This window comes from Candidatus Phytoplasma melaleucae (assembly GCF_030588185.1).
GTDB lineage: Bacteria > Bacillota_I > Bacilli_A > Acholeplasmatales > Acholeplasmataceae > Phytoplasma > Phytoplasma melaleucae.
Genome location: NZ_JAOSID010000008.1, coordinates 1 through 20630, shown reverse-complemented (window position 1 = coordinate 20630; position 20630 = coordinate 1). Strand labels below are relative to the sequence as shown.

Below are 20630 nucleotides of genomic sequence, written 5' to 3'. Positions count from 1 at the left end.
TTTTCTTTGATTATCCAAGAATTAATAGGATCATATTCTTTGAATTTACCATCAGACCAGCTTTCTCTTATTAAATTATTGGTTATAAGATGGAATTCTTGAATATGATTATTAGGAAAAATAATTTTAATTATTTTTTGAGTTTGAGGATCGCGTTCAAAAATAGTTTCTTTAGCTGAGCCATCAGGCCAAATCATTTTCATAATTTCTTTTTTAACAGGATTAAATTTGACTATAGTATTATCTGGCAAAATACTTTCTTCTAACTGACCAGTAACAGAATCAAATTTTTGCAATGTGTTCTGAACACTTCCATCCGGATTTATTTGTTGGAAAAGAATCTTATCATGAATATCATATTTCTTAATAGTTCTATCTGATAAAGTTTCCTTAATGAGAAAAGTTTGATAATTATCATATTCCTTTGTGGTTCCATCAGGAAAAATCTCTTTTTGCAAAAAATTAAAATATAAACTATATTCTTGTATATAACCATCCGGAAAAATAATTTTTTTTAATTTTTTTGTATTAAGATCGTATTCCTTCTTAATTTTATTGTCTAAAGCAGTTTCTTGAATAATATCTGAACTATATTTTCTTGTGATACCATTAGGTAAAATTTCTTTATCTAAACAAGTTATATATTGTTCAATATTACCTGATAATCCAGTCTTTTCTAGTAAGAATCCGGTTTTTAAATCATATTTAATAGTGTATCCTTGAGGCCAAATAATATTTAATGTATGTTCTTTTTGGTTATAAAGTTTAATAGTGCCATCAGGTAAAGTTTCTTTAAGAATTAAATCATCTGAATCATCTGAGCTATATTCTCTAATAGTTCCATCAGAAAAAGTGATTTTGCGAATTTTATCTGAAATAAGGTTATACTCTATTTCATTCGCACTTAATATTCTTTGTTTAACTAAATGGTTTGTTGTGGCATCATACTCGTATATTAACCGAGTTTTATTTGGTAAAATTTCATCAATAATCATATTTTGGTCGTTATATTTTTTTATATGACCTTGAGATAAAATTTCTTTAATTAAAGACCCAGTTAAAGCATTATATTCTTTTATATTCTTGTCAGAATCGGTTGTTATAATTATTTTTCTAGCTATATCATAATAAATTCTCTTTGTATTTTTATCTGTCTGTAAAGATTTTAGTTTTACTAGAATAGTAAATAAAAATAAACTTATCAAAAAGAAGATAAAAACAAATATTTTATAGTTACGTAATTTCAGCAAATAAATACCTTTTTCTATCAAGTTTATTTGTATATTTTTTCATATATTTTTATATTTTTACCAACTCCACAGCAGTTTATGGTCAATTGAAACTTATAATATAGAATGACAGACAAATAAAATTATATAATATATAAGTAAATAGATTATTATATTTTTCTTGCAATGAAAATGGAATTAATTATATAAATAAAATATATTTAAAATAAATTGGATTGTATAATAAAATTTTTGAAACAGCGTTGATTTAATTATAAATACTAACCAGCCAATTTACATAAATAATATCTACACACACTGGGTATTATATCTTAAAAAGTGTTTTTTTTATAAAAATTGCAACACTTGTATATGTTAACGAAAATTAATTAGTAAAGGTGTATCAGAAGTCTGATTAAAGAAGCTAGTAATTGGTTTAAAAAAATTAAAAAAAAATTTTCTAAAACTATTAACATTAGTTATGATTTACTAAACACTATTATCAACATATTCTTGATCATTATTTTTTTAATTTGGTTTTCGCAAATGTTATATTATGAAATGCAAATTCCTTCAGGTGATAAGATTTCCTTTAATCAAATGATTAAAAAAATTACTCAAAAAAAAAATTTAAAATCAATACAAATTCAAGAAATAGGAGGTAATTTTTTTAATAAAGATTCTTATAAAAGAATCGAAATTAAAAATCAAAATGACAATATCTTTTTTATAGATATAGACGATGCGTTATATTTATCATTACTTAACAAAATTACTACAATAGCAGAAAGCGAAAAAACTATTAATATTACCTATAAAATGAGATCTAATTATTTAAGTAGTATATTATTATCTTTATCTATTCTATGCGCTGCTTTGAATGTATTTAAATTTATTATTCCTATTAAAATTAAAAATTGGTTTAATGATATTTTACCATCCCCGTAACATAACTTTGAAAAACGTTTGAAAATGATTTTTTTATATAAATGATTCGGATGCAAAAACAGATACAAGAAAGAAAGCTTTCTCAAACTTATATTTTCCAACTTATTCGAAAGAAGAACAAACATGTATTTAACATTAAAAGATAATATTCAAAAACAAAAACTATATCATAAGCATCGATACTATTTCTTTTTAGCACTTTTACTAATTATATTTTTAAGTTTATCTTTAGGTATTGTACATAGCCTTATCCTTTATCAAAAACAAAATAACGGCTTTATTCGTTTTAAATGGTATTATTTTTTCTCTTTTTCCAAACAAAGTATATTTTTACTATTACTAACTTGCTTATTTTTTTTTTATAACCCTGATAATAGGGTAAAAAATATTTTAGGGTTCTGTTCCGTAACCAGCACTTTAATAAATACTCTGTGTTTTAGATCTTTTATCAGAGATTGGAATATTTATCCTTCTACAAATATATTTTATTTAAACATTATTTTATATGTTTTAGAATATATTCTAATTCCTCTCTTTTTTACTTGTTTTTATTTAAGAAGTAGCTATTTTAACATTAATAATTATCATATAGGAATACTTACTTTTGTTCCAGTTTTATTTTATATTGGCCAAGAATATTTATTAAATTGCTTATTTCATGCTCCAAAAAGATTTTTTTTGGCAAAAATATTTATTAATCCTAATGATCAAAAACATTTTTATATTGCTTGTCTAAAAATATTTTTAGCCTATTCACTGCTAACGTTAGCGATTATCATTTTTAAAAAAATTAAAAAATATCTTTGGGCAAAGACTTTCATTTTATGTTTCTTTTTCTTTGTTATTTCTACTTCAACATTACAACCACAAGATTGGGCACATGCTAAAAAAGTTATTTTCGATAATAAAACTATGGGAGCTGCTATCTTCCCTGAAACCCAAGAAATATCGGAATATTTTCAAAACATTAGCAATTTAACTCCTGAAAAATTAAAAAAACAAAACCAAAAAATTTTAGAATTAGGTTCCGGTTCGGGCAACATCACACAATATTTAATAGAAAAATTTGGTGTTGAAAACATTATAGCTATTGAAATAGATTATTATTTATGTCAACAATTGCACGAACGTTTCCCTAGTTTAAAAATAATTCAAGGAAATGCAGCTTATTTTGAAAGATTATTAAAAGAGGAAAAAATAGAAACAAATCAGATAAAAGGAATTGTGTCAACTTTGCCTGTAGGAATTTTTAATGAACAAGATTTTCAACAATTAAATAATAGTATCGTTTCAGTTATCACAAAAAATAATATCAAATATATGCATTACCGTTTTAAATTATTCGAAAAAAAAAATAGAATACTAAATAATTTAAGAAGAGTTTCTAATTTCATTTTTATTTCAGCAATTATTATGCCCGTAAGTGTTTATACATACTCCAAAATTTAACTATTTACCGATTAGAAATGGTTTTATCTAGAAAAAAGCATTATTCAAATACTATTTGAATCAACTTGTTACTTAGTGACAAGTTGATTTTTTCTTTTTTCTCTTAATAAAAACCAAAAAATAAGTTTGAAATTAGTTATTTTCTAAAACAAATAGGCGCGTAATAGGTTGGTTTTGTAAATTTATTGTTTCTAAAGACTGGCAGGTGTTCCAAAACTTTAGACACTTTGTATTTTTCAAAAATTCTTTAAGGCTAACTATTAAGTTAATCTTTTTTCTCTTCAAGACTAAAAAATAATTTCTTATCATTTTTAAAAATGTTTTAGAAAGGAATTGAATGTTGAGGCCAAAATTATTTAAAGATTTTTTTTAAAAAAAGTTCTAGAAATACGGAATCAATTAATTGAGCTTCATTATCCATTAGTGAACAAAATAGTTCATAAATTTAAATATTATCCCCGCGTTTTAACTAAAGATGACTTAGTTAAAATGGTAATGATAATAAAGCTTTAGTTAACCAATTAACCACCAAAGAATCTGCCATAAAAGAATTAAAATACAAAAATACGAATTTAGAAAAAATGAAACTAAATTAAAAACTATCATCAAAGAAAAAGATGCCGAAATCACCCAATGACAACAAACTATTCAAGACCAAGCCAAAGAAATCAAAAGATTAACAGATGAATTAGACAAACAAATAGCTCTTTTCGCTGAACAATGTAAAAAGATTCTTCAATTAGAAGGCATCATCAGAGGGTTAGAAGAAGCCAATAGTGGGTTAAGTGGTGCTAATCAAGAATTAAAACACTATATTGACAAAATAAAAGCAGAATTAGAAGCTAAGAAAAAGCCGCTAAGTCACGAAAATAATATTGGAAGGAGAAAGAGGTTGCAGAGTTAAAAAAAAGAGTATCTGAAGCAGGCCAAAGTACAATTGAATTTTAAAATAGAACCAAAGGTTGGTAAAAAGGTGTAGTCAATTTGCGAGCGGGAATAGAAATAGGAATAAACACTACTTCGGGCACACAGGCAGGTGCTGCATTAAGAACTACTCTTATTCCAATTCCAGGAGTAGGAACTATGGTGTGTGGGGGGGGTTATATTAGGGCGCAATTGGTGTTGCTATTTTTGTCATTAGCAACTGGAATGCAATTAAAAAATGGTGCCCTTAGTAGATGAATTTATTGATGAAGACTTGATTTTAGTTGCTTTTGTGTGTAAAATAAGATTAATAATTATTTTATATAAAATAATTATTTTATTATAAGCACAAGAACAAAGTAGGAGTTAGAAAATTATTTTTATTATAGGAATAATAATCATTACAACTTTATTTGAGGTTTTTTTTGCTATAGGCTCTTTAGGTATATATTTTATCCAAAAACATGTAAATATTAAATTAAATAACGTTGCAAACATTAAAACTAAATATAAACCTTGAAATAAGAACTAAGCAAGCAAAATTAAACCAAAAAATAGCTGAGTTAGCAAATAATAAAACTTTATTAACTCAAGAAAAAACAAAATTACAAGTAGAAATAAATAATTAATCCAATACCAAGCAGAATCGTCACATAATCAAATATTAACAGGATAATTAATAGCTAAAAAATATACCAAAAGAAAGCTGATAAAAGTGATAATTATATAATTTATGTTATTATACTTTGGATCATCGCTATTTTGGGCAGTTTCATCTTTTTAGCTAAGAAATATGCTTTCATAATATCAAGACCTCGAACCCACCGGATTATGCAAACCCCCTTTTTAATGAATGGAAAGATAGATACGAAATTGAATATTTCGATGCATTTATCCCAAAATCAGACAAAATTTTTTCAAAATTTAATAATTTATTGATAACAAGTCTCTCAACTACTACATGTACTTTGCTACAAAACCCTAAATGGTTGTTTGGAAGAAGATAAAGACTTTTTTATGGAATCAGTTGAATATTGTACTAAAAAAGACAACGAACAAGGACATAAAATCAGGAGACACTAGTTATCTCTGCTTTAACCCAGTTAAAAAATACTTAACTCTTTATACGAAGAAATTTAATACTAAAGAAATAGAAGCACCTCCTAAAGCAAGAACAAGAGGGCTTTAAAAAAGAGGTTATAATATGAACGAAAGAATAACTGAAGGTATTGGGAAAGAATTAGGAAATAGATATATTAACGAATAGAAAACAAAATGACCAAATGCAAAACTTAAAGTTAAAATTAGTCAATTAGAGAACAAAAAAACAATCCCTCTACAAAATTTCTTTAGTAGAGGGATCAAAAAAGGAGTTATTTATTAATGTTTAAATTTAAAAAACAATTATACTTATTGAAATTATTTGCATTGATTTTTTTAGGATTATTAATATGTACAAACAACAATTTTTTATTCGCAGCCCCTGGAATAGACTTAGAAGCAAGAATGAAACAGCTAACAGAAGAACAAGGTAATTTATTGCAACAGTTAAGTAATAATTTTAATAATTTAAATTTAGATAATGAAACACGTTTAATGAGAATGCAAAATATCGTAGCTGCCATAGATCTAGTTTCAGAACAAATAACTACAATAAATCAACAATTAATTCTTAGGGAACAATTTCAACGACAAAGAACTAATAATCACTCAAATACTTCAAATAATTCTAGAAGAAATTAAAAGAATTAAATTCTAATCATAAACCAAAGACCATCCCAGGGTCTTTTTTATTAACACACACCTTTTACTTTTTTTATCTCTTACAAGATTGAAGTTTTTGATTAAAAAAATTTTTAAGAAAGCGTAATTAATCATGAAAATTAATTTAAAAAAACGGACAAAAACATAGTTCCACCATCGTCAAAAAATATATTAATGCTTCTGAAATCGGGAGTCTTACAGGATTAGATCCGTTCCGTTCTTTAACCCAATTAGTTCATGATAAACTGTTCAGGACTCCTTTTACCGCGAATAGATATACCGCATATGGTTCAAAAACCGAACCTGTAGCACGTTTCTTTTTGTAGAACAACACCTTAATTTAAAATTTCCTGATACCATCTTTACTGATGATGAACTTGCTATGTTTTCGGTCAGTCTTGATGGTTTTAATGAATAAACTAACGCTTTATTAGAAATTAAATGTCCTTATGCGGACGAAGAACACTATTACTTAGACCTTATTTTTAGCTCATTCTAGTAAAACCCCCTTTCCTAAATATTACTGGACCCAAAAGTACAATGCCAATTATATTGTTCACAAGCTAATTTGCTTATTTCTTAGTTTATTTTAACGATACTAATTACCATGTGGTCCGAATCTATAAGGACAATGAATTTGTGAAAAAAATGCTGGCCGATAGCCGAAAATATTTAGGATTATTAAATCTAGCTAAACAAGAATTATTCCAAACCACTTATTTAAAACAATTAAGCAAAATTAAATAATTAAATAACCAAATAAGACCTTCTTTGGAAAGGTCTTTTTTTATCTCTCAATTCATTGGAAAGGAAATCAAGTCATGAAATTAATCGTTTTCGAAGGGTTAGATGGGAGTGATAAAACCACGCTCATCCAAAAAATTTAAGCAAAACTCCAAGCCCAAAATCAAGAAGTAATGATACTTCAAGGATTAGGTAGTTCCTCTATTGGATCCCAAATCCGTAAAATCTTTTTAACTCACAAAAATTTAGCCAACCAAACTCGTTATTTATTAAGTTTTACCAACATGACCCAAACCCAATAAGAAGAAATCATACCATCTATCAATTCAAATAAAATAATTTTGATCGACTGTTGGTTGGAGTCTAACTTTCCTTACCATGTTTATCCGTATTAAAATAACACCAATTATCAAATTTTTAACAATTTAAGTATATCATATCATTTTAATATTTTTCAAATTAATTATAAAGGTGCGACAAAAGATCATATGAAAGAACTAATCGGTAAAATCGAGATTTCTAAATTAAAAACTTTACAGTTATACTCGTTAAATCGTCACAAGTTAGATAAATTTAATCATCCTATCAAAACTAATTATAAAAAAGGTTTAAATATTCTTTATTATCAGCAAGAAGATTTAAAATACATTACATCTTTTATCACTAAAGATAAACAAAGTTATCAGGTGAAAAAAATCCATCCTATGATAAATATATCTCCAAAACAAAAAAACTAATTCATTAACAGTTTTATAACATTTTACTAACATTTTTATAACAGTTTATCTCTTCTAATATATTTTGTCAAACACTGGTTTAAATGAAGAGTGATATTTGATATATTATATCGATAATGATAATGATATTCGATATTTGATATTATCGAGATATCATTATCATTATAATTATTGATATAAATAAATTCTTTCGTCGCTATAATTTTTTAGATATTTTAATTATATAATTAATTTTTAATGTTAATGTTCTGTCATAACATCAACCCAGAAAGCGCTGAATTGCTATTTAATAATTCTCTTAAACTTCTTATATAAAGTATTATAACCAAAACGCCAATTATAAACATCTTTCAATATTGCAATAAAAGTAAATAATGATCGAATCAAAGCCTACCAATGAACATAAGCAGTTTTTTTTAGATGATTAATATTAGTTTGAATATTTTTATTTTTTAAGCGATGCAAACTATAATTTTTCAAACATACGAAATACTAAAGGAATTAAACCATTAAAAAATATCTCATATAAAGTGAAACAAAATAATCCCATTTCAATAAATTTAATAAAATCGTTCATTCCAAATTAACTCCTTTTTTTAATAAAATTTTTTACCTAGCATAAATAATGATCAGGAATTGTTTTGCGTTAGACAAAAACATAATTGTCTTTTATACTATTGCAAATATATTTAATAAAAAAGCAATTTTTATTGTTAACAAATAATCATTTATTTAGTTGTAATTTGAAATTGATTAAGTCATCTTAGTTTTTAATTGATATTTTTTTAAATAATTAAGGAGGCTTTGGTAATTCAGTTTTTTTACGAGCCATTTTTGATTATAAAAACGTTTAAAAGTTTTAATTTTTTGAATTATTTCCGTAAAATAATAGTTGTACCAATCGCCATAACGACTTTTAAACCAGCCTTTTAAATTACTAAACCAGGCTTTCATCGGAGCGTTATCATTAGGACAACCAAGGCACCACATACTGATTAAAAAAACTTTTTGTTGTAATTGATGTTGCCACCAACGACTATTATAACCGTCACCGCGATTAGAATGAATAATACAAGGCTTGGTTAATTTAGGTAGCGCTCGAAAAGTCGTTTGAATTAATTTTAAATTCGGTTTTAAACTGGTTTTTAAACTCCAAATTTGGTTATGATAACCATCTAAAATTACTGAAATCCACAATAAACCTTTTTTTGGTAGTAAAACAAGTTAAATCGGTATAAAGTTTGGTTAACAGTTGATCGGTTTGAAAATATTTCTTAATTAAATTGGGTTTAAATTCAACATGTTAGCAAAGCTTTTATTGTTTGGTGTGTGGACGACGTCATTTCATTAACCATTGATGGGTTTTCATAATTTTTAAAATAACTTTATGATTAACAATTTGGTCAAAATAGTCCGATATAAAAAAGTGATTTATGATAACCACCCCACTCTTTTGTTAATTAGTTGTTGGTTTTAGTGGCGTTTATTTTTAACTTTTTGAGTTTTACACCAATAAATAATAAAGATGTCGTTTTATTTTTAACAGTTTTAAAATTTAGATAATCATTAAAGTTTTTAACTAAAAGGATTAAGGTGGGTTTTAAATTAGGTCAATGACTGTTTGTAATAATTCAATTTGTTGATTAACTAACATATATTACCTTACCTTTTCGAATATAGAACTATTTTAGCATCTTCCGTAAGTTTTGCGACTAATAAAAATATTTTTTTATTTTCTTCATGAATTTTTAACTTTTTTTGCTTCGCTAATAAGCGAAGAAGTAAAATAGTTTTATTCTTTTGTCTTTAAAAGAACTAGTAACGGCAAAATTGTATTCAACAACTTTTAGCATGCCAAACAAGTTTTTTTCCAAGAAAAGATAAGATTTTAAAGGACTAAAAAGTGATTTTGGGCATGATTAACATGATAAATAGTTGTAACAAAATAAGGGTTCAGCGTGAATGTCATCTCCACAAAAAGGTTCAGCGTAATACGGTTGATTATAAAAATTATCTTGAATTAATTTAGTAATAAAAGAATATAATTTTAGCTTTTCCTTCTGGATATCTGAGAGAAGTATATAATTTTTCATTATTTTTTAATCTTTTTTTGACTCAATATAATTCATACATATATCCAGAAGTATACTGTTCTACTTTGTCTATTGGATAAGTGAAAAATTTGGTTTCATGTCCCATAGTATTTATAAATTTATGACACAAATCATCTTTATTCATATCTAATTGATCGATTTTTTTATTAAATATTTCTTTTTTATTTTTTATATTTTCTATTATTGTTTTAACTATTGTTGATAAATTTATACCTGTAGTAGAATTTGATTTGACTAATTTTCTATTTATTCAGCATGATATATCTTTAAATAAATTTTTAAAGATTGTTCATAAAAAGTTCTTGTTAAAAATAAAGTAGTTATTAATAATTTTTTATAAATTTTTGTTCCTTTCTTCTTGTTAAACCCAGAATGATATTTTAATAATTTTATTAATACCTTGTTTTGAATATTCTGAAAATTCTTTATCAGTAATTTTAAGATCACTAATTAGATATTTATTTTTTTGTTATATTCATTTTTATTTTCTTTTATTTCAGAACTTTTTTGTATTTTATCATTATTTTTAATATTTTTTGTTATTTTTTGATTATTATTAATATCGTAACTTATTTTATCTAAACATTTTTTTTGATCTTTTTGAGTATTTAAATCTCTAGTATTTATTTTATCATTTATTGCATCTTCTAATATATGATTAAATTTTTGTTTTCTTACATCATCAGTAAATTTATAATCTTTATCAATTAGAATTTTATCTTTTAAATTTTCTTCAGTTATTATTCTTTCCAATGTTGAATATATTTTTTTCATTTGATAATGAAAAAATTTTGCATCAAAATTTTTTTTAATATTTTGTAATATAAAGGCATTGATTTATTTAAATGTTTATGATTATTAATGTTTTGAGTATTTCTATCACATTTCATTATTGGACTGTTGATTTCTAATATATTCATAAGCATCTTTTTTTGAAAAAAATTTTATAACTTCTATTGAAGTAAAGTTTTTTTTATTATCAAAACAATATTTTTGAATTTTTTTTGCTTTCTTCTGGCGTTCAATCAGGGTTATTAAGTAGTTTCATAATGGTTAATCTTCTGTTTCCATCTAAAACTTTATATTTATTGTTTTATTGTATAACTATTAAACTCTTATTAGGAAAATATCCATGTTTACAAATTGATTCAACAAGTTTTAACATATTATTGCCTTTTTTATCACAACAAAAATATTTTATAGTTTCTGATTCATTTTTAAAAATGATTTTTCCATGTTTTAAATCTTCAAATCTATAATTATCTTTATTAACTGGTATTTCTATAATTTTAAGTTTTGTTTTACATATTTTTTTGTTTGTTCATCCCAAAATACAAAATCTGTTTTTAATTTATTTAATGATTTTTCTACGGATTTTTTTATGTTATTTAAAGTTTCTAATCTAATATTTAATTTATTTAATTCCGATTGTGTATTAGATTTTATCCATAATTTCTAATCTTTTTAATACGTAGGTGGAGTATTATTTATATTATTAAAGTTCATTTTCTAAAATAGATAGTGTTAATTATAAAGAAGGGATTTAAGATTTAATAGCAGCTTTTTCTTTATTATATTGGTCGATTTGGGTTTGTCAATCATCAAAAATTTCTTGGTTTAGCTTTTTATCTTTAAGTTGCGATTAAAAACTATTTTTTAATTCAGTAATTTTATCAGTTAATTTGAAAGTTGGGCGTTTTTAACTATTTTAAATTATTAGTTGCCAAAGATTTTTTTATACTAGTTAGTTTATTTTAAAAGGGCTATTATCTATGTAAAAGATTTTCTCATTAAAAGCGCCTTTTTTAATATCTATATCGCAAATATCAATAATTCTATCTAAAACGCCTTCTTTATTGAAGTATATAAATTTTAAAACGCAATATTTTTGATCTGATTTTATAATTTGTTCCTCAATAAATTTTAATTTGATATTTTTATTAAGTTCGCTATCATAATAAAAATAAATATCACGTAAATAGCACTCGCCATGAGAATCATATTTATCAATATAATCAATACGAGGAAATTGAGAAATACCTAAAAAGCGAGAATATCTTATATCTAAATAACTATTATCTTTAAAAAAAACTTTTTTTCTAGAAATAAGATCTTCTTCTTTAGGCGATTCATAATAAGTTGTTTGTAATATTCTTCCGACATTCTTATCATATTTCTCGATGCATTTACTATAAACACAATTATCTTTGGGATCTTGATTAACTAAACGATAATAACTAGTTTTTTGTGATAATTTAGTAGTTATTGGATCATATTCTAAAATCGATTCGACTTGGTTCGTATCCGCTTGATAATAAGTTTCACTGATTAAATGGCCACTTACTGGCTCATAAGCAGCGATCGAAACAAGTTGCCCTTGTGGATTAAAACTAGTTTCGTCTTCTTTACCCCCGTTGTGGGGGTCATAATTGTAATATTCCTTGATGCCATCAGCTTGGACTACTTCAAAAGGAATACTTTCTAAAGCTTGGGTTAATTGCTTAGCTTCTCGTGGTATATCCGCTGTTTTTAAACAGGGTACTCGTTTTTTGGTTTCCTTATGATAACAGAAAGCGGCGCCGCTAATCAATCCAAGAAGAACTACAGCGATAACTATAAAAGGAATCGTCCAGTAAAATTTTTGTGATAAATTTATAATCATTTTATTTGGGGCCTTTCTCTTAAATGAAAATAATACTTATAAGTAAAAATAGAAAATATAATTTCTTTTTATAACTTTGTTAGCAGCAAGTTAATTTTCTTTTTAATCATGCTCAACCTAAAACAAGAGTTTTTTCAACATAAAAAAAAAGTTTTCTGTTTTTTTGAAAGACTTTTTTTGCAAGATTAGACTTGAACGACAATTTAGTATAAGATATGAATTCTTTTGTTACAATTTAACCGAACAACTTTTTTTACTTTAAGACATTTATTTTTTTAATTAAATAAATTTAGAAATAATCTGCTATAACAAAGTTATAGTTCTTTATCAAAAAAGAATAAGGAATAAGGTTTAATCATATGTGTATAATAAATAAAGCTCATATCAAAAAAATAGTCTTAGGAGCTAATTTAATTGCTATATCCATTTTATTAGCACAAATAAATGCAAATTACTCTTTAATACATAACATAAATAAAATACCTATTATGAATTCAACTCTTTGGGTTTTTTGGTATTTGCCTTTATTATTTATAGGTTATTTATTTGAATTAAATTATGTCTTATTCTTGATTTTAACTTATTTCTTTATAGATTGTTTGCTATATTCAATAATCCGATATATAAACACTTATGAATTTTTAAAAACTTCATTAGTGTCATATCATGTTTCAAAACAATATGTTTTTTTGATAAGCAATCTTTTATTTGGGGCTTTTATACCTATTATTAGTTTTGCCTTTGCTTTTATTTTAAATTATAAATTTTTTAATAAAAAAAAAGTTTTATATTTTTTTCTTTTGATAACAACTGTGCAAAGTTTCTCAAGAATAATTAATGGATATATTAATTATTTAGAAATAATAAAAAAAATGATAAAAAATAAGATGTTTCAAAATGAATTTATAATGATTTTAAATAGTTTTATGAATAAAGAAAAATTAATTATTCTATTGTTTTGGAGTTTAAATATAATTCCCGTTGTCATGAGTAATTTAATTAATTGTCTAATTTTTTTAATTATGCATAAAAAAATAAAAAATATTTATGATGAATTTGCATCTTAAAAGAAAGAACATATTATTACTAAATAATAGTTAACATTTTCTTAAGAATCAGAAGTTAAAATTTTAACTACTTTTCAAGCAAAAGATTGTGTCGTTTAATAAGTTATACTTTTTTAGTTTATAATTAATTTTAATTGATTTTTTAGTTAGATTAGCAATTATTTTTATAAAACAAATTATTAATTTGTAAAAAAAAGTTTACACTTAGTTATAAATATTTTTTATATTTTTCATTATTGATTTATTAAAATATATTTATTTTAATCACACTCAAAATGTTGTTTATCAAAAGGATATAAAAAAGAACTTTCAAAACTAATAATTTTGCTAAAATATTCCGTTGAGTTTATATAATTTTGTTAGTTTCCCTAATTTTTTCCGACTATAAACTGCAAATTTGATTTGGATATTTGTTGTTGTTGGAGTTTTAATTTAGTTTCTTACCTTTTTAATTTTCTACATTGCGAAATATTTAGGCAAAGATCTTTTACTGTTACCTTTGCTTTACGAGAGAGCCAATTATTTGTTGTTTATTAGAGTCAATATCAATATCATTTAATGATTTTTCTTCGGGGCTTCTTCTTTTAACTTACGAATTTGATTTTGATATGCGTCAATTTTTTGTTTTAATTGCATTTCTTGCTTTTTTAATTCTCTAAATGTTACACTAGAGCAAAGAGCTTTACCTTGAGAGAGCAAATCATTTGTTATTTTTTGTGTTTGATATTGCATTTTTCGTTGTTTAAATTCTAATTTTTTTAATTCAGTTTGAAATTTACTTTTTTGTGTTTCTACTTGCAACATTAGTTCTTGATGAAAATTATTTATTTCTTTTACATCACTAAGAATGCTTTCTTTACCTTTATAATCCGTGTTCTCTAAAAGATTAGAAATTTTTTTGTTTATTTCTTCTGTTTTTATTTCATCTTTATCGTTTTTAATTATCTTTTTTAGTTTTTTTTCTGATTTTATTTGTTGATATGTTTGTGATCGGGCCTCTTTGTTAGTTTTAAAATAAAATTTAATATAAAAAAAGATACTGAATATCATAACCATTATAGTAATGATATAAATAAAAAGAAATTTTTTACTTTTTTTATAGTTAAATAAATACATAGTTTAACATTTCTCCTTATGATAAAATATTAGTTTACTTTTTTAATTATACATTTTATTACTTCAATTTAAAAAATTTTAAATTAACAAATGGAGTTTATAATTGTTTTTTCTTCTTTTTGTTTTAAATAAGATTATTTAAAAACAATAACAATAAACATTTTATTCCAAATCTTAGTTTATTATAATTTTATTTTAATTTTTGAAATATACTTATCATATATCTAAGTTTATGCTACTCTACATCAACAAGAAGATGTTTCTTCTAAAATAGAAATAATAATGAAAAAGAATATTTCAGAGTATTTTAATTAAATTTATCTATTTTATTGGTAACTTTTTTATAATTTTATGATTTTTATAAACCAATTTATAAATAAAAAACTCTAAATTAAAATTCAGGATTATTTTTATGCCTTATTCAAATCTTTGCTCTAACTCATCTATTAATTCATTATTTTTTGAAATAACAGTGTTATAAGCTTGTCTTAAATCTTTTTTATTAATTTCTTGTCTTGGTATCCCCCCATTTTCTGTGCGATTTCTTGCAAAAATAGAAACAGCCTCTTTCAAAAGATCTTCTAATTTACGATTAGCTCTTAAACTTAAATCTTCACTACTCAATTTTTCCAATGATTCGTTAATTACTTCAAATAAGTAATGTTTAGCTTCTGGACTATAAGGATTCTGACGTTTTCTAATTAAAAATTCTAAGAATTGTTGTCTTTCTTCTTTATTGCCTGTTTCTACTTCAATATTATAAGTAAAACGCGACTTAATAGCTTTGTCAATTTCTTGAATATGATTCGTTGCTCCAACAATAAAAATAGGTTTTTCTGGATTATTATCTAAAGATGTCATTTCGCTTTTAAATTGGTTAACAACGTTGGCGATTTCGGATCCTATTTCTAACGAACCTAAATCAGTAAAAATCGTTTCACATTCATCTAAAAAGATAATAGCTCCGTTATTTGCCTCTGCTTTCTCTCGAGCTATTTTAAATAAATCTCTTACCATTTGAGGCGCTAAGCCTTTATATTTTTGGGAAAAATAAGAACTACTTATCTCAAAGAATGGCAAATTTGTTTCTTTAGCTAAGGCTCTTGCTAAAGTAGTTTTGCCTGTTCCTGGCACTCCATATAAAATAATACCCAAAGGAGCTTCAACTTCTCCTATTCCCCGATAATTTTGTTTGTTTTGGATATAATCAATAAATCCATCTAAAACTTTCTTTTCTTTCTGAAATCCGATTAATTTATTAAAACTAGGTAATTTTTCTGGTTCAATAGGAGTAAATATTCTCTCTATTTCATTGCTGTCTTTGGTATCTATGCTTTTTGTATTTATGACTTGATTTAATAAATGATCATTTAAAAATTTCATTTTATTTAATTGCTTATCTAAATTTACCATTTTTATGTCAGTTTTTAAGATTTGATGATAAGTCCAAATACAAGCAATTAAACAAAGACATAAAAAAAATAAAATAATTGTGATTATAGGGGACTTGGTTAATTTTATGTTTTTATTTTGTGGCATAATTATTCTCCTTAATATGCTAAGAGTTAATTTATCTTATTTAATAATTGAAATAAAAAACTTTTTTATGAAAATAGCTTATTGATTATATAAACTTATTATTGTCTTAAAGACTTAGCTTAATGATCTTGTTAAATCTAAATTATAATCACAAATTAAGTATATAACCTACCTAATTGTAAAAATTTTTATATATCTTTTATTTATGTGTATGTAAGACTTCCCTGTATTATCATATGTATAGTTTCTGAACATTTGCTATATTTAAAAAAATTATTTTTTTACGATATTTATAATTTAGGGTTAAATAGTTGAAGAAAAGCGTTATATTAGTATTTCAAAATTTATTTTTATTTGGAAAAAGATGTTTGAATCCCTATCTTATTTTGATTCATCTAATTCTTTTCTTTTTATATAACATAAATTTTTTATACATGTATATTTTAATTAATATAATTAATACTTAAAATAATTAATTTATCTTTAATTTTGACCAATTTTTGTAATTGTAATAAACAGGTGATTTAGCAGCTAATTCGATTTTTTGTTTTTTCTGCTTACGCAAATATGCTAAATAAATTTAAGAATAAGAATCAAAATGAGAACAATTATTTTCTTGTATTTTTAGCTATATTTATCACTTACTTAAAATTTAATTAATTATGTTGCTATCATTTTTAATATCTATTTTGCGCAAATTAAAGATAACTGAATACATTAAGAAATAAAAAATTTAACTAAAATCAATTTACTTTTCATTATATATATTGTGTATGTACATTGCCCAAAAATACTTTAATCTAAATGTCTTCTTAACTATTTTTGTTAGCTTTAATTTTACAACCATACTCAATAATAATAAATAAATCTGTTAGTTATATTGATAACTTATGATTTAATTAGCATTTTTCTTTACACTAAAAATAAATTTTTTTAGTTTTTTATATAACAATGCTCGCTAATTTTAACACAAGAAAAAATTAATTACTAACAATCGCAAGAAATTAATGAGAATAAATTTCTATTTAAGGTGATTAGTCAAAATTATTCTACTTGCGTTTTATGTTTAATGTTTTAGTTTTTTATGAAAATAAATATCTATGTTGACCTCAATAAGTTTTAGAATAAGAAACGCAAAACTTCGTTTTATCATTAACAAATATAATTAATAACAAATAAATCAACCTATACTTTTTATTCGGTGTTTTTTAATTATAAATCATTTTATATTCTTATGTCAATCCAAAAAAGAGAAAATATGGGATTAACATCAAAATAGCAAGAAAATGTTTAAAATGCAGTTAATTATTTCAAAATAATAATTATTCATTTAGGTATAACTTAAAAACTTTTTAGGCTAATTATAAAGAACTTTTTTATAGTTCTTTTAATTAATTGTTATCTTAACTTTATTTTGAAATACTTTAATGAGTAAGGATTATATCCTTTTAATATACTATCTTTTGTTGTCTCTCTTATTAAGTTATATATATGAAGTTATTTCGTCGAGTGTTTTATGTTTATAGAAAAAGAAGAGACCATTCGTGGATATATTTTGCAAATTTGTTTTGATAATTAATTAATTTTGACCATAAAGCAGTTTATCTTATACTTATTATATGTAATTTTTCAGTCTTCACTATGATATAATATTTGTGCAGTAACGTGAACCGCTACGCGGAATCGCTAATACGTTTTCATATAAAATTTTAGGATTATTTTATTAAATATTATAGTATTGATATTAATCTTAAAATTACTATTCATTTTTTATTTTTTAATTCCGAATTAAAAAATAAAATGATCATTATTATTTACTAAGGATTTAGGAATTATGTAGATATGACACAAACTAAGAATATAAAAAAAAATTTTAATTTAATAAAACTTGCCGGTAATATTCTTTTCCATATAAGTAATTTGGTTTTGCTGTATATGATTTTAGTCTCGCTAGGTAATTTTTTTTTACCAGAAAAAATAACTATGAAAATATTTCCTTTTACTTTTTGCAATGTGGCTTCTAATAGCATGTGGCCTACAATGAAAGCTAATGACATAGTTATAGTGAAAGCTATGTCTCCTGAACAATGCATAAAACTTAAACAAAGTAATAAAGGAGAAAAAAACGGAGATATTATAGTCTTTAAAGTGAATCCCCATGATTATCCAACGTATTTTACGGATATTTTATATAAAAATCACAATGCTCAAACACAAAGAGTTATTCACAGAGTTATTGATAATAATCAAGAAAAAAAATATCTTCAAACCCAAGGTGATAACAATGAGGCTATGTGTTTATTTGAAAAAAAAATCCCTTATCAAAATATCTTGTATAAACATTTATTAACTATTCCTAATGAGTATTTAAAGATAATATCTTTTATCTTACTTCTTGGTTTTATCATTTCTATTATATTTTTACCTTGAAATAAACCTTAAGACCCAAAATTTTAATAATAAACATATAATGAAAACAATGAATTAAACATGATTTAATAATTAATCAATAAAAAAGGAAAATATAATAATATGTGGGGGAAAATAATAAACAATGAAAAGAAAAAAGAATATTTTCAAAAAATATTCACTTTTTTAAAAGAACAACAATATAAAGGAAAACAGATTTTTCCCCTTGGAAAAGATATTTTTAATGCATTTAAGTTAACTCCTTGGGCAAAAATCAAAGTAGTTATTTTAGGGCAAGATCCATACCCGGGAGCAAATCAAGCTCATGGATTAGCTTTTAGTGTATGTAATCTAAAAACCCCTTATAGTTTACAGAATATTTTTAAAGAATTACAAAATGATTTATTTCTAAAAGCTCATAATAATAATTTATCTTCATGGGCTCGTGAAGGGGTTTTATTGTTAAATGTCATTTTAACAGTAGAAAAAAATAATCCTTTAAGTCATAAAAACATTGGTTGGGAAGAATTTACCAAAAATATTTTACAATTTTTACAAAAAAAAGACAAAATTGTATATATTTTATGGGGCAAGTTTGCTCAAAATTACAAGAAATATATTGATCAACATCGGAATTATATTATTCAAAGCGCCCATCCTTCGCCTCTCTCAGCTGATAAAGGTTTTTTTGGTTCAAAACCTTTTTCTAAAACAAATCAATATTTAATAAAAAATAATATTCCCCCAATTAATTGGGCATTAAACTAATAATTTTGATTTCTAAGCTTTTTTCTTTATATTTGTATCTACAAATAAATTTTTGCTTTACTAAAGGATAATTTGAATGACAACATACTGCACTTTAAAGTTGAATTTATGTCAAATTCAAAAAATTAAATATTCTTATAAAGAATTTCTTGTAGACAATTCTTTTAGTGATAAAATTATTTGTTTAATCAAAAAAAATAAGATAACTATCACATGTTTTTATACTGGAACTTGTTTATTACAAGGAGTGAATATCCAACCAGAAATAGAAAACCTTCAAAATCTGTTGAATATGAGCTTTAATTTTCATAGTGCACGTAGTTTTCATAACCCACAACAAAATCAAAATGATAATATCGGTTCAGATGAATCGGGCACAGGAGATGTTTTTGGTCCCATAACTGTTTGTTGCGCTTTTGTTACTGCAAAAAATGCTATTTTTTTAAAACAAAAGAAAATACAAGATTCTAAAAAATTATCTAAAAAAAAAATTTTCGAAACAGCTCCTATTATTATGGAGAAAATCCCTTATTGTTGTGAAATTCTTTCGCCTTTGGATTATAATTGTTTAATAAAGATTCATAATATTAAAAAAATACTTGCTTTATTACATAATAGAATTATACTAAAACTTTTAAAAAAAATTAATCAAAAAGTACCCGTTGTTTTAGATCAATTTATTGCTCCTGTCAATTATTTTCATTATTTACGCAACACAGAACAAGTTCACCGAGAAATCATTTTTCAGACTCAAGCTGAATCCACATATCTAAGTGTAGCTGCAGCTTCTATAATTGCTAGATATCTTTTTTTAAGAGAAATAAATAAATTAGGTAATTTGATGAATATAAATTTGAAATTAGGAGCCACTAAACAAGTTAATGAACAAATATTTTTTATCTATTCTAATAAAGGAGTAAACATACTAAAAAAAATATCCAAATGTAATTTTAAGAATGTGAAAGATAATTACAAAATTAAGTTTTAAAATTATATTTCTTAGAATGTATGCAACATTTTAATAATTTAATTTGTACAATTAAATTAGAAATTTATGATATAGGAGAAATTTATAATATGGCCACTATTTTTAGCAATATTATCCAAAGAAAAATTCCAAGTTATATTATATACGAAGATAACTTAGTAATAGCTTTTTT

16 protein-coding genes and 2 pseudogenes are annotated in these 20630 nt (G+C 23.9%); 12 read left to right on the top strand and 6 right to left on the bottom strand.

Annotated features, from left to right (window positions below):
• The coding region (locus OC680_RS01905) for a hypothetical protein (RefSeq protein WP_304515430.1) at positions 1–1271 on the bottom strand (1271 nt) is incomplete at its 3' end.
• Between the two features lie 504 nt (positions 1272–1775).
• Between OC680_RS01905 and OC680_RS01900 the strand changes: the two genes are divergently transcribed.
• From OC680_RS01900 to OC680_RS01865, 8 genes and pseudogenes are all read left to right on the top strand, one after another.
• Complete coding sequence (locus tag OC680_RS01900) at positions 1776–2177, top strand: hypothetical protein (protein WP_304515429.1); 402 nt, start codon at positions 1776–1778, stop codon at positions 2175–2177.
• 123 nt (positions 2178–2300) lie between these two features.
• Positions 2301–3626: an rRNA adenine N-6-methyltransferase family protein gene (locus OC680_RS01895; protein WP_304515428.1), complete on the top strand. Its 1326-nt coding sequence runs from the start codon at positions 2301–2303 to the stop codon at positions 3624–3626.
• A gap of 337 nt (positions 3627–3963) precedes the next feature.
• Positions 3964–4109 (top strand): annotated as a pseudogene (locus OC680_RS02250) (sigma-70 family RNA polymerase sigma factor); the annotation flags it as partial.
• Between the two features lie 501 nt (positions 4110–4610).
• Positions 4611–4808, top strand: a complete 198-nt coding sequence (locus OC680_RS01885) for a hypothetical protein (protein WP_304515427.1) — start codon at positions 4611–4613, stop codon at positions 4806–4808.
• Between the two features lie 230 nt (positions 4809–5038).
• Positions 5039–5179 carry a hypothetical protein gene (locus tag OC680_RS01880; RefSeq protein ID WP_304515426.1) on the top strand — a complete coding sequence of 47 codons (141 nt, stop codon included), beginning with the start codon at positions 5039–5041 and terminating at the stop codon, positions 5177–5179.
• 754 nt (positions 5180–5933) lie between these two features.
• Positions 5934–6293: an SVM family protein gene (locus OC680_RS01875; protein WP_304515425.1), complete on the top strand. Its 360-nt coding sequence runs from the start codon at positions 5934–5936 to the stop codon at positions 6291–6293.
• Positions 6294–6426: 133 nt separating this feature from the next.
• Positions 6427–7061: pseudogene (locus OC680_RS02240) on the top strand (lambda-exonuclease family protein).
• 485 nt (positions 7062–7546) lie between these two features.
• Entirely contained in the window at positions 7547–7795 is a 249-nt protein-coding gene (locus OC680_RS01865; RefSeq protein WP_320411969.1) for a hypothetical protein, read from the top strand.
• 753 nt (positions 7796–8548) lie between these two features.
• On the opposite strand, the gene OC680_RS01860 is transcribed toward OC680_RS01865, so the two are convergent.
• From OC680_RS01860 to OC680_RS01850, 3 genes are all read right to left on the bottom strand, one after another.
• Positions 8549–8992 carry a hypothetical protein gene (locus OC680_RS01860; RefSeq protein ID WP_304515424.1) on the bottom strand — a complete coding sequence of 148 codons (444 nt, stop codon included), beginning with the start codon at positions 8990–8992 and terminating at the stop codon, positions 8549–8551.
• 1367 nt (positions 8993–10359) lie between these two features.
• Entirely contained in the window at positions 10360–10683 is a 324-nt protein-coding gene (locus OC680_RS01855; protein ID WP_304515423.1) for a hypothetical protein, read from the bottom strand.
• Between the two features lie 970 nt (positions 10684–11653).
• Positions 11654–12571 carry a DUF2963 domain-containing protein gene (locus tag OC680_RS01850; RefSeq protein ID WP_304515422.1) on the bottom strand — a complete coding sequence of 306 codons (918 nt, stop codon included), beginning with the start codon at positions 12569–12571 and terminating at the stop codon, positions 11654–11656.
• Between the two features lie 359 nt (positions 12572–12930).
• Between OC680_RS01850 and OC680_RS01845 the strand changes: the two genes are divergently transcribed.
• Complete coding sequence (locus tag OC680_RS01845; RefSeq protein WP_304515421.1) at positions 12931–13638, top strand: hypothetical protein; 708 nt, start codon at positions 12931–12933, stop codon at positions 13636–13638.
• Positions 13639–14193: 555 nt separating this feature from the next.
• On the opposite strand, the gene OC680_RS01840 is transcribed toward OC680_RS01845, so the two are convergent.
• Positions 14194–14754, bottom strand: a complete 561-nt coding sequence (locus OC680_RS01840; protein WP_304515420.1) for a hypothetical protein — start codon at positions 14752–14754, stop codon at positions 14194–14196.
• Between the two features lie 417 nt (positions 14755–15171).
• Positions 15172–16293 (bottom strand): AAA family ATPase, encoded by a 1122-nt coding sequence (locus OC680_RS01835; protein WP_304515419.1) that lies wholly within the window; start codon positions 16291–16293, stop codon positions 15172–15174.
• Positions 16294–18135: 1842 nt separating this feature from the next.
• On the opposite strand from OC680_RS01835, the gene OC680_RS01830 reads away from it, so the two are divergent.
• The 3 genes from OC680_RS01830 to rnhC all read left to right on the top strand — a co-directional run bounded on the left by OC680_RS01830 (position 18136) and on the right by rnhC (position 20458).
• Complete coding sequence (locus OC680_RS01830) at positions 18136–18723, top strand: S26 family signal peptidase (protein ID WP_304515418.1); 588 nt, start codon at positions 18136–18138, stop codon at positions 18721–18723.
• Positions 18724–18825: 102 nt separating this feature from the next.
• Positions 18826–19470: a uracil-DNA glycosylase gene (locus OC680_RS01825; protein WP_304515417.1), complete on the top strand. Its 645-nt coding sequence runs from the start codon at positions 18826–18828 to the stop codon at positions 19468–19470.
• Positions 19471–19546: 76 nt separating this feature from the next.
• Positions 19547–20458 (top strand): ribonuclease HIII, encoded by a 912-nt coding sequence (gene rnhC / locus OC680_RS01820; protein ID WP_304515416.1) that lies wholly within the window; start codon positions 19547–19549, stop codon positions 20456–20458.
• Positions 20459–20630: the final 172 nt, after the last annotated feature.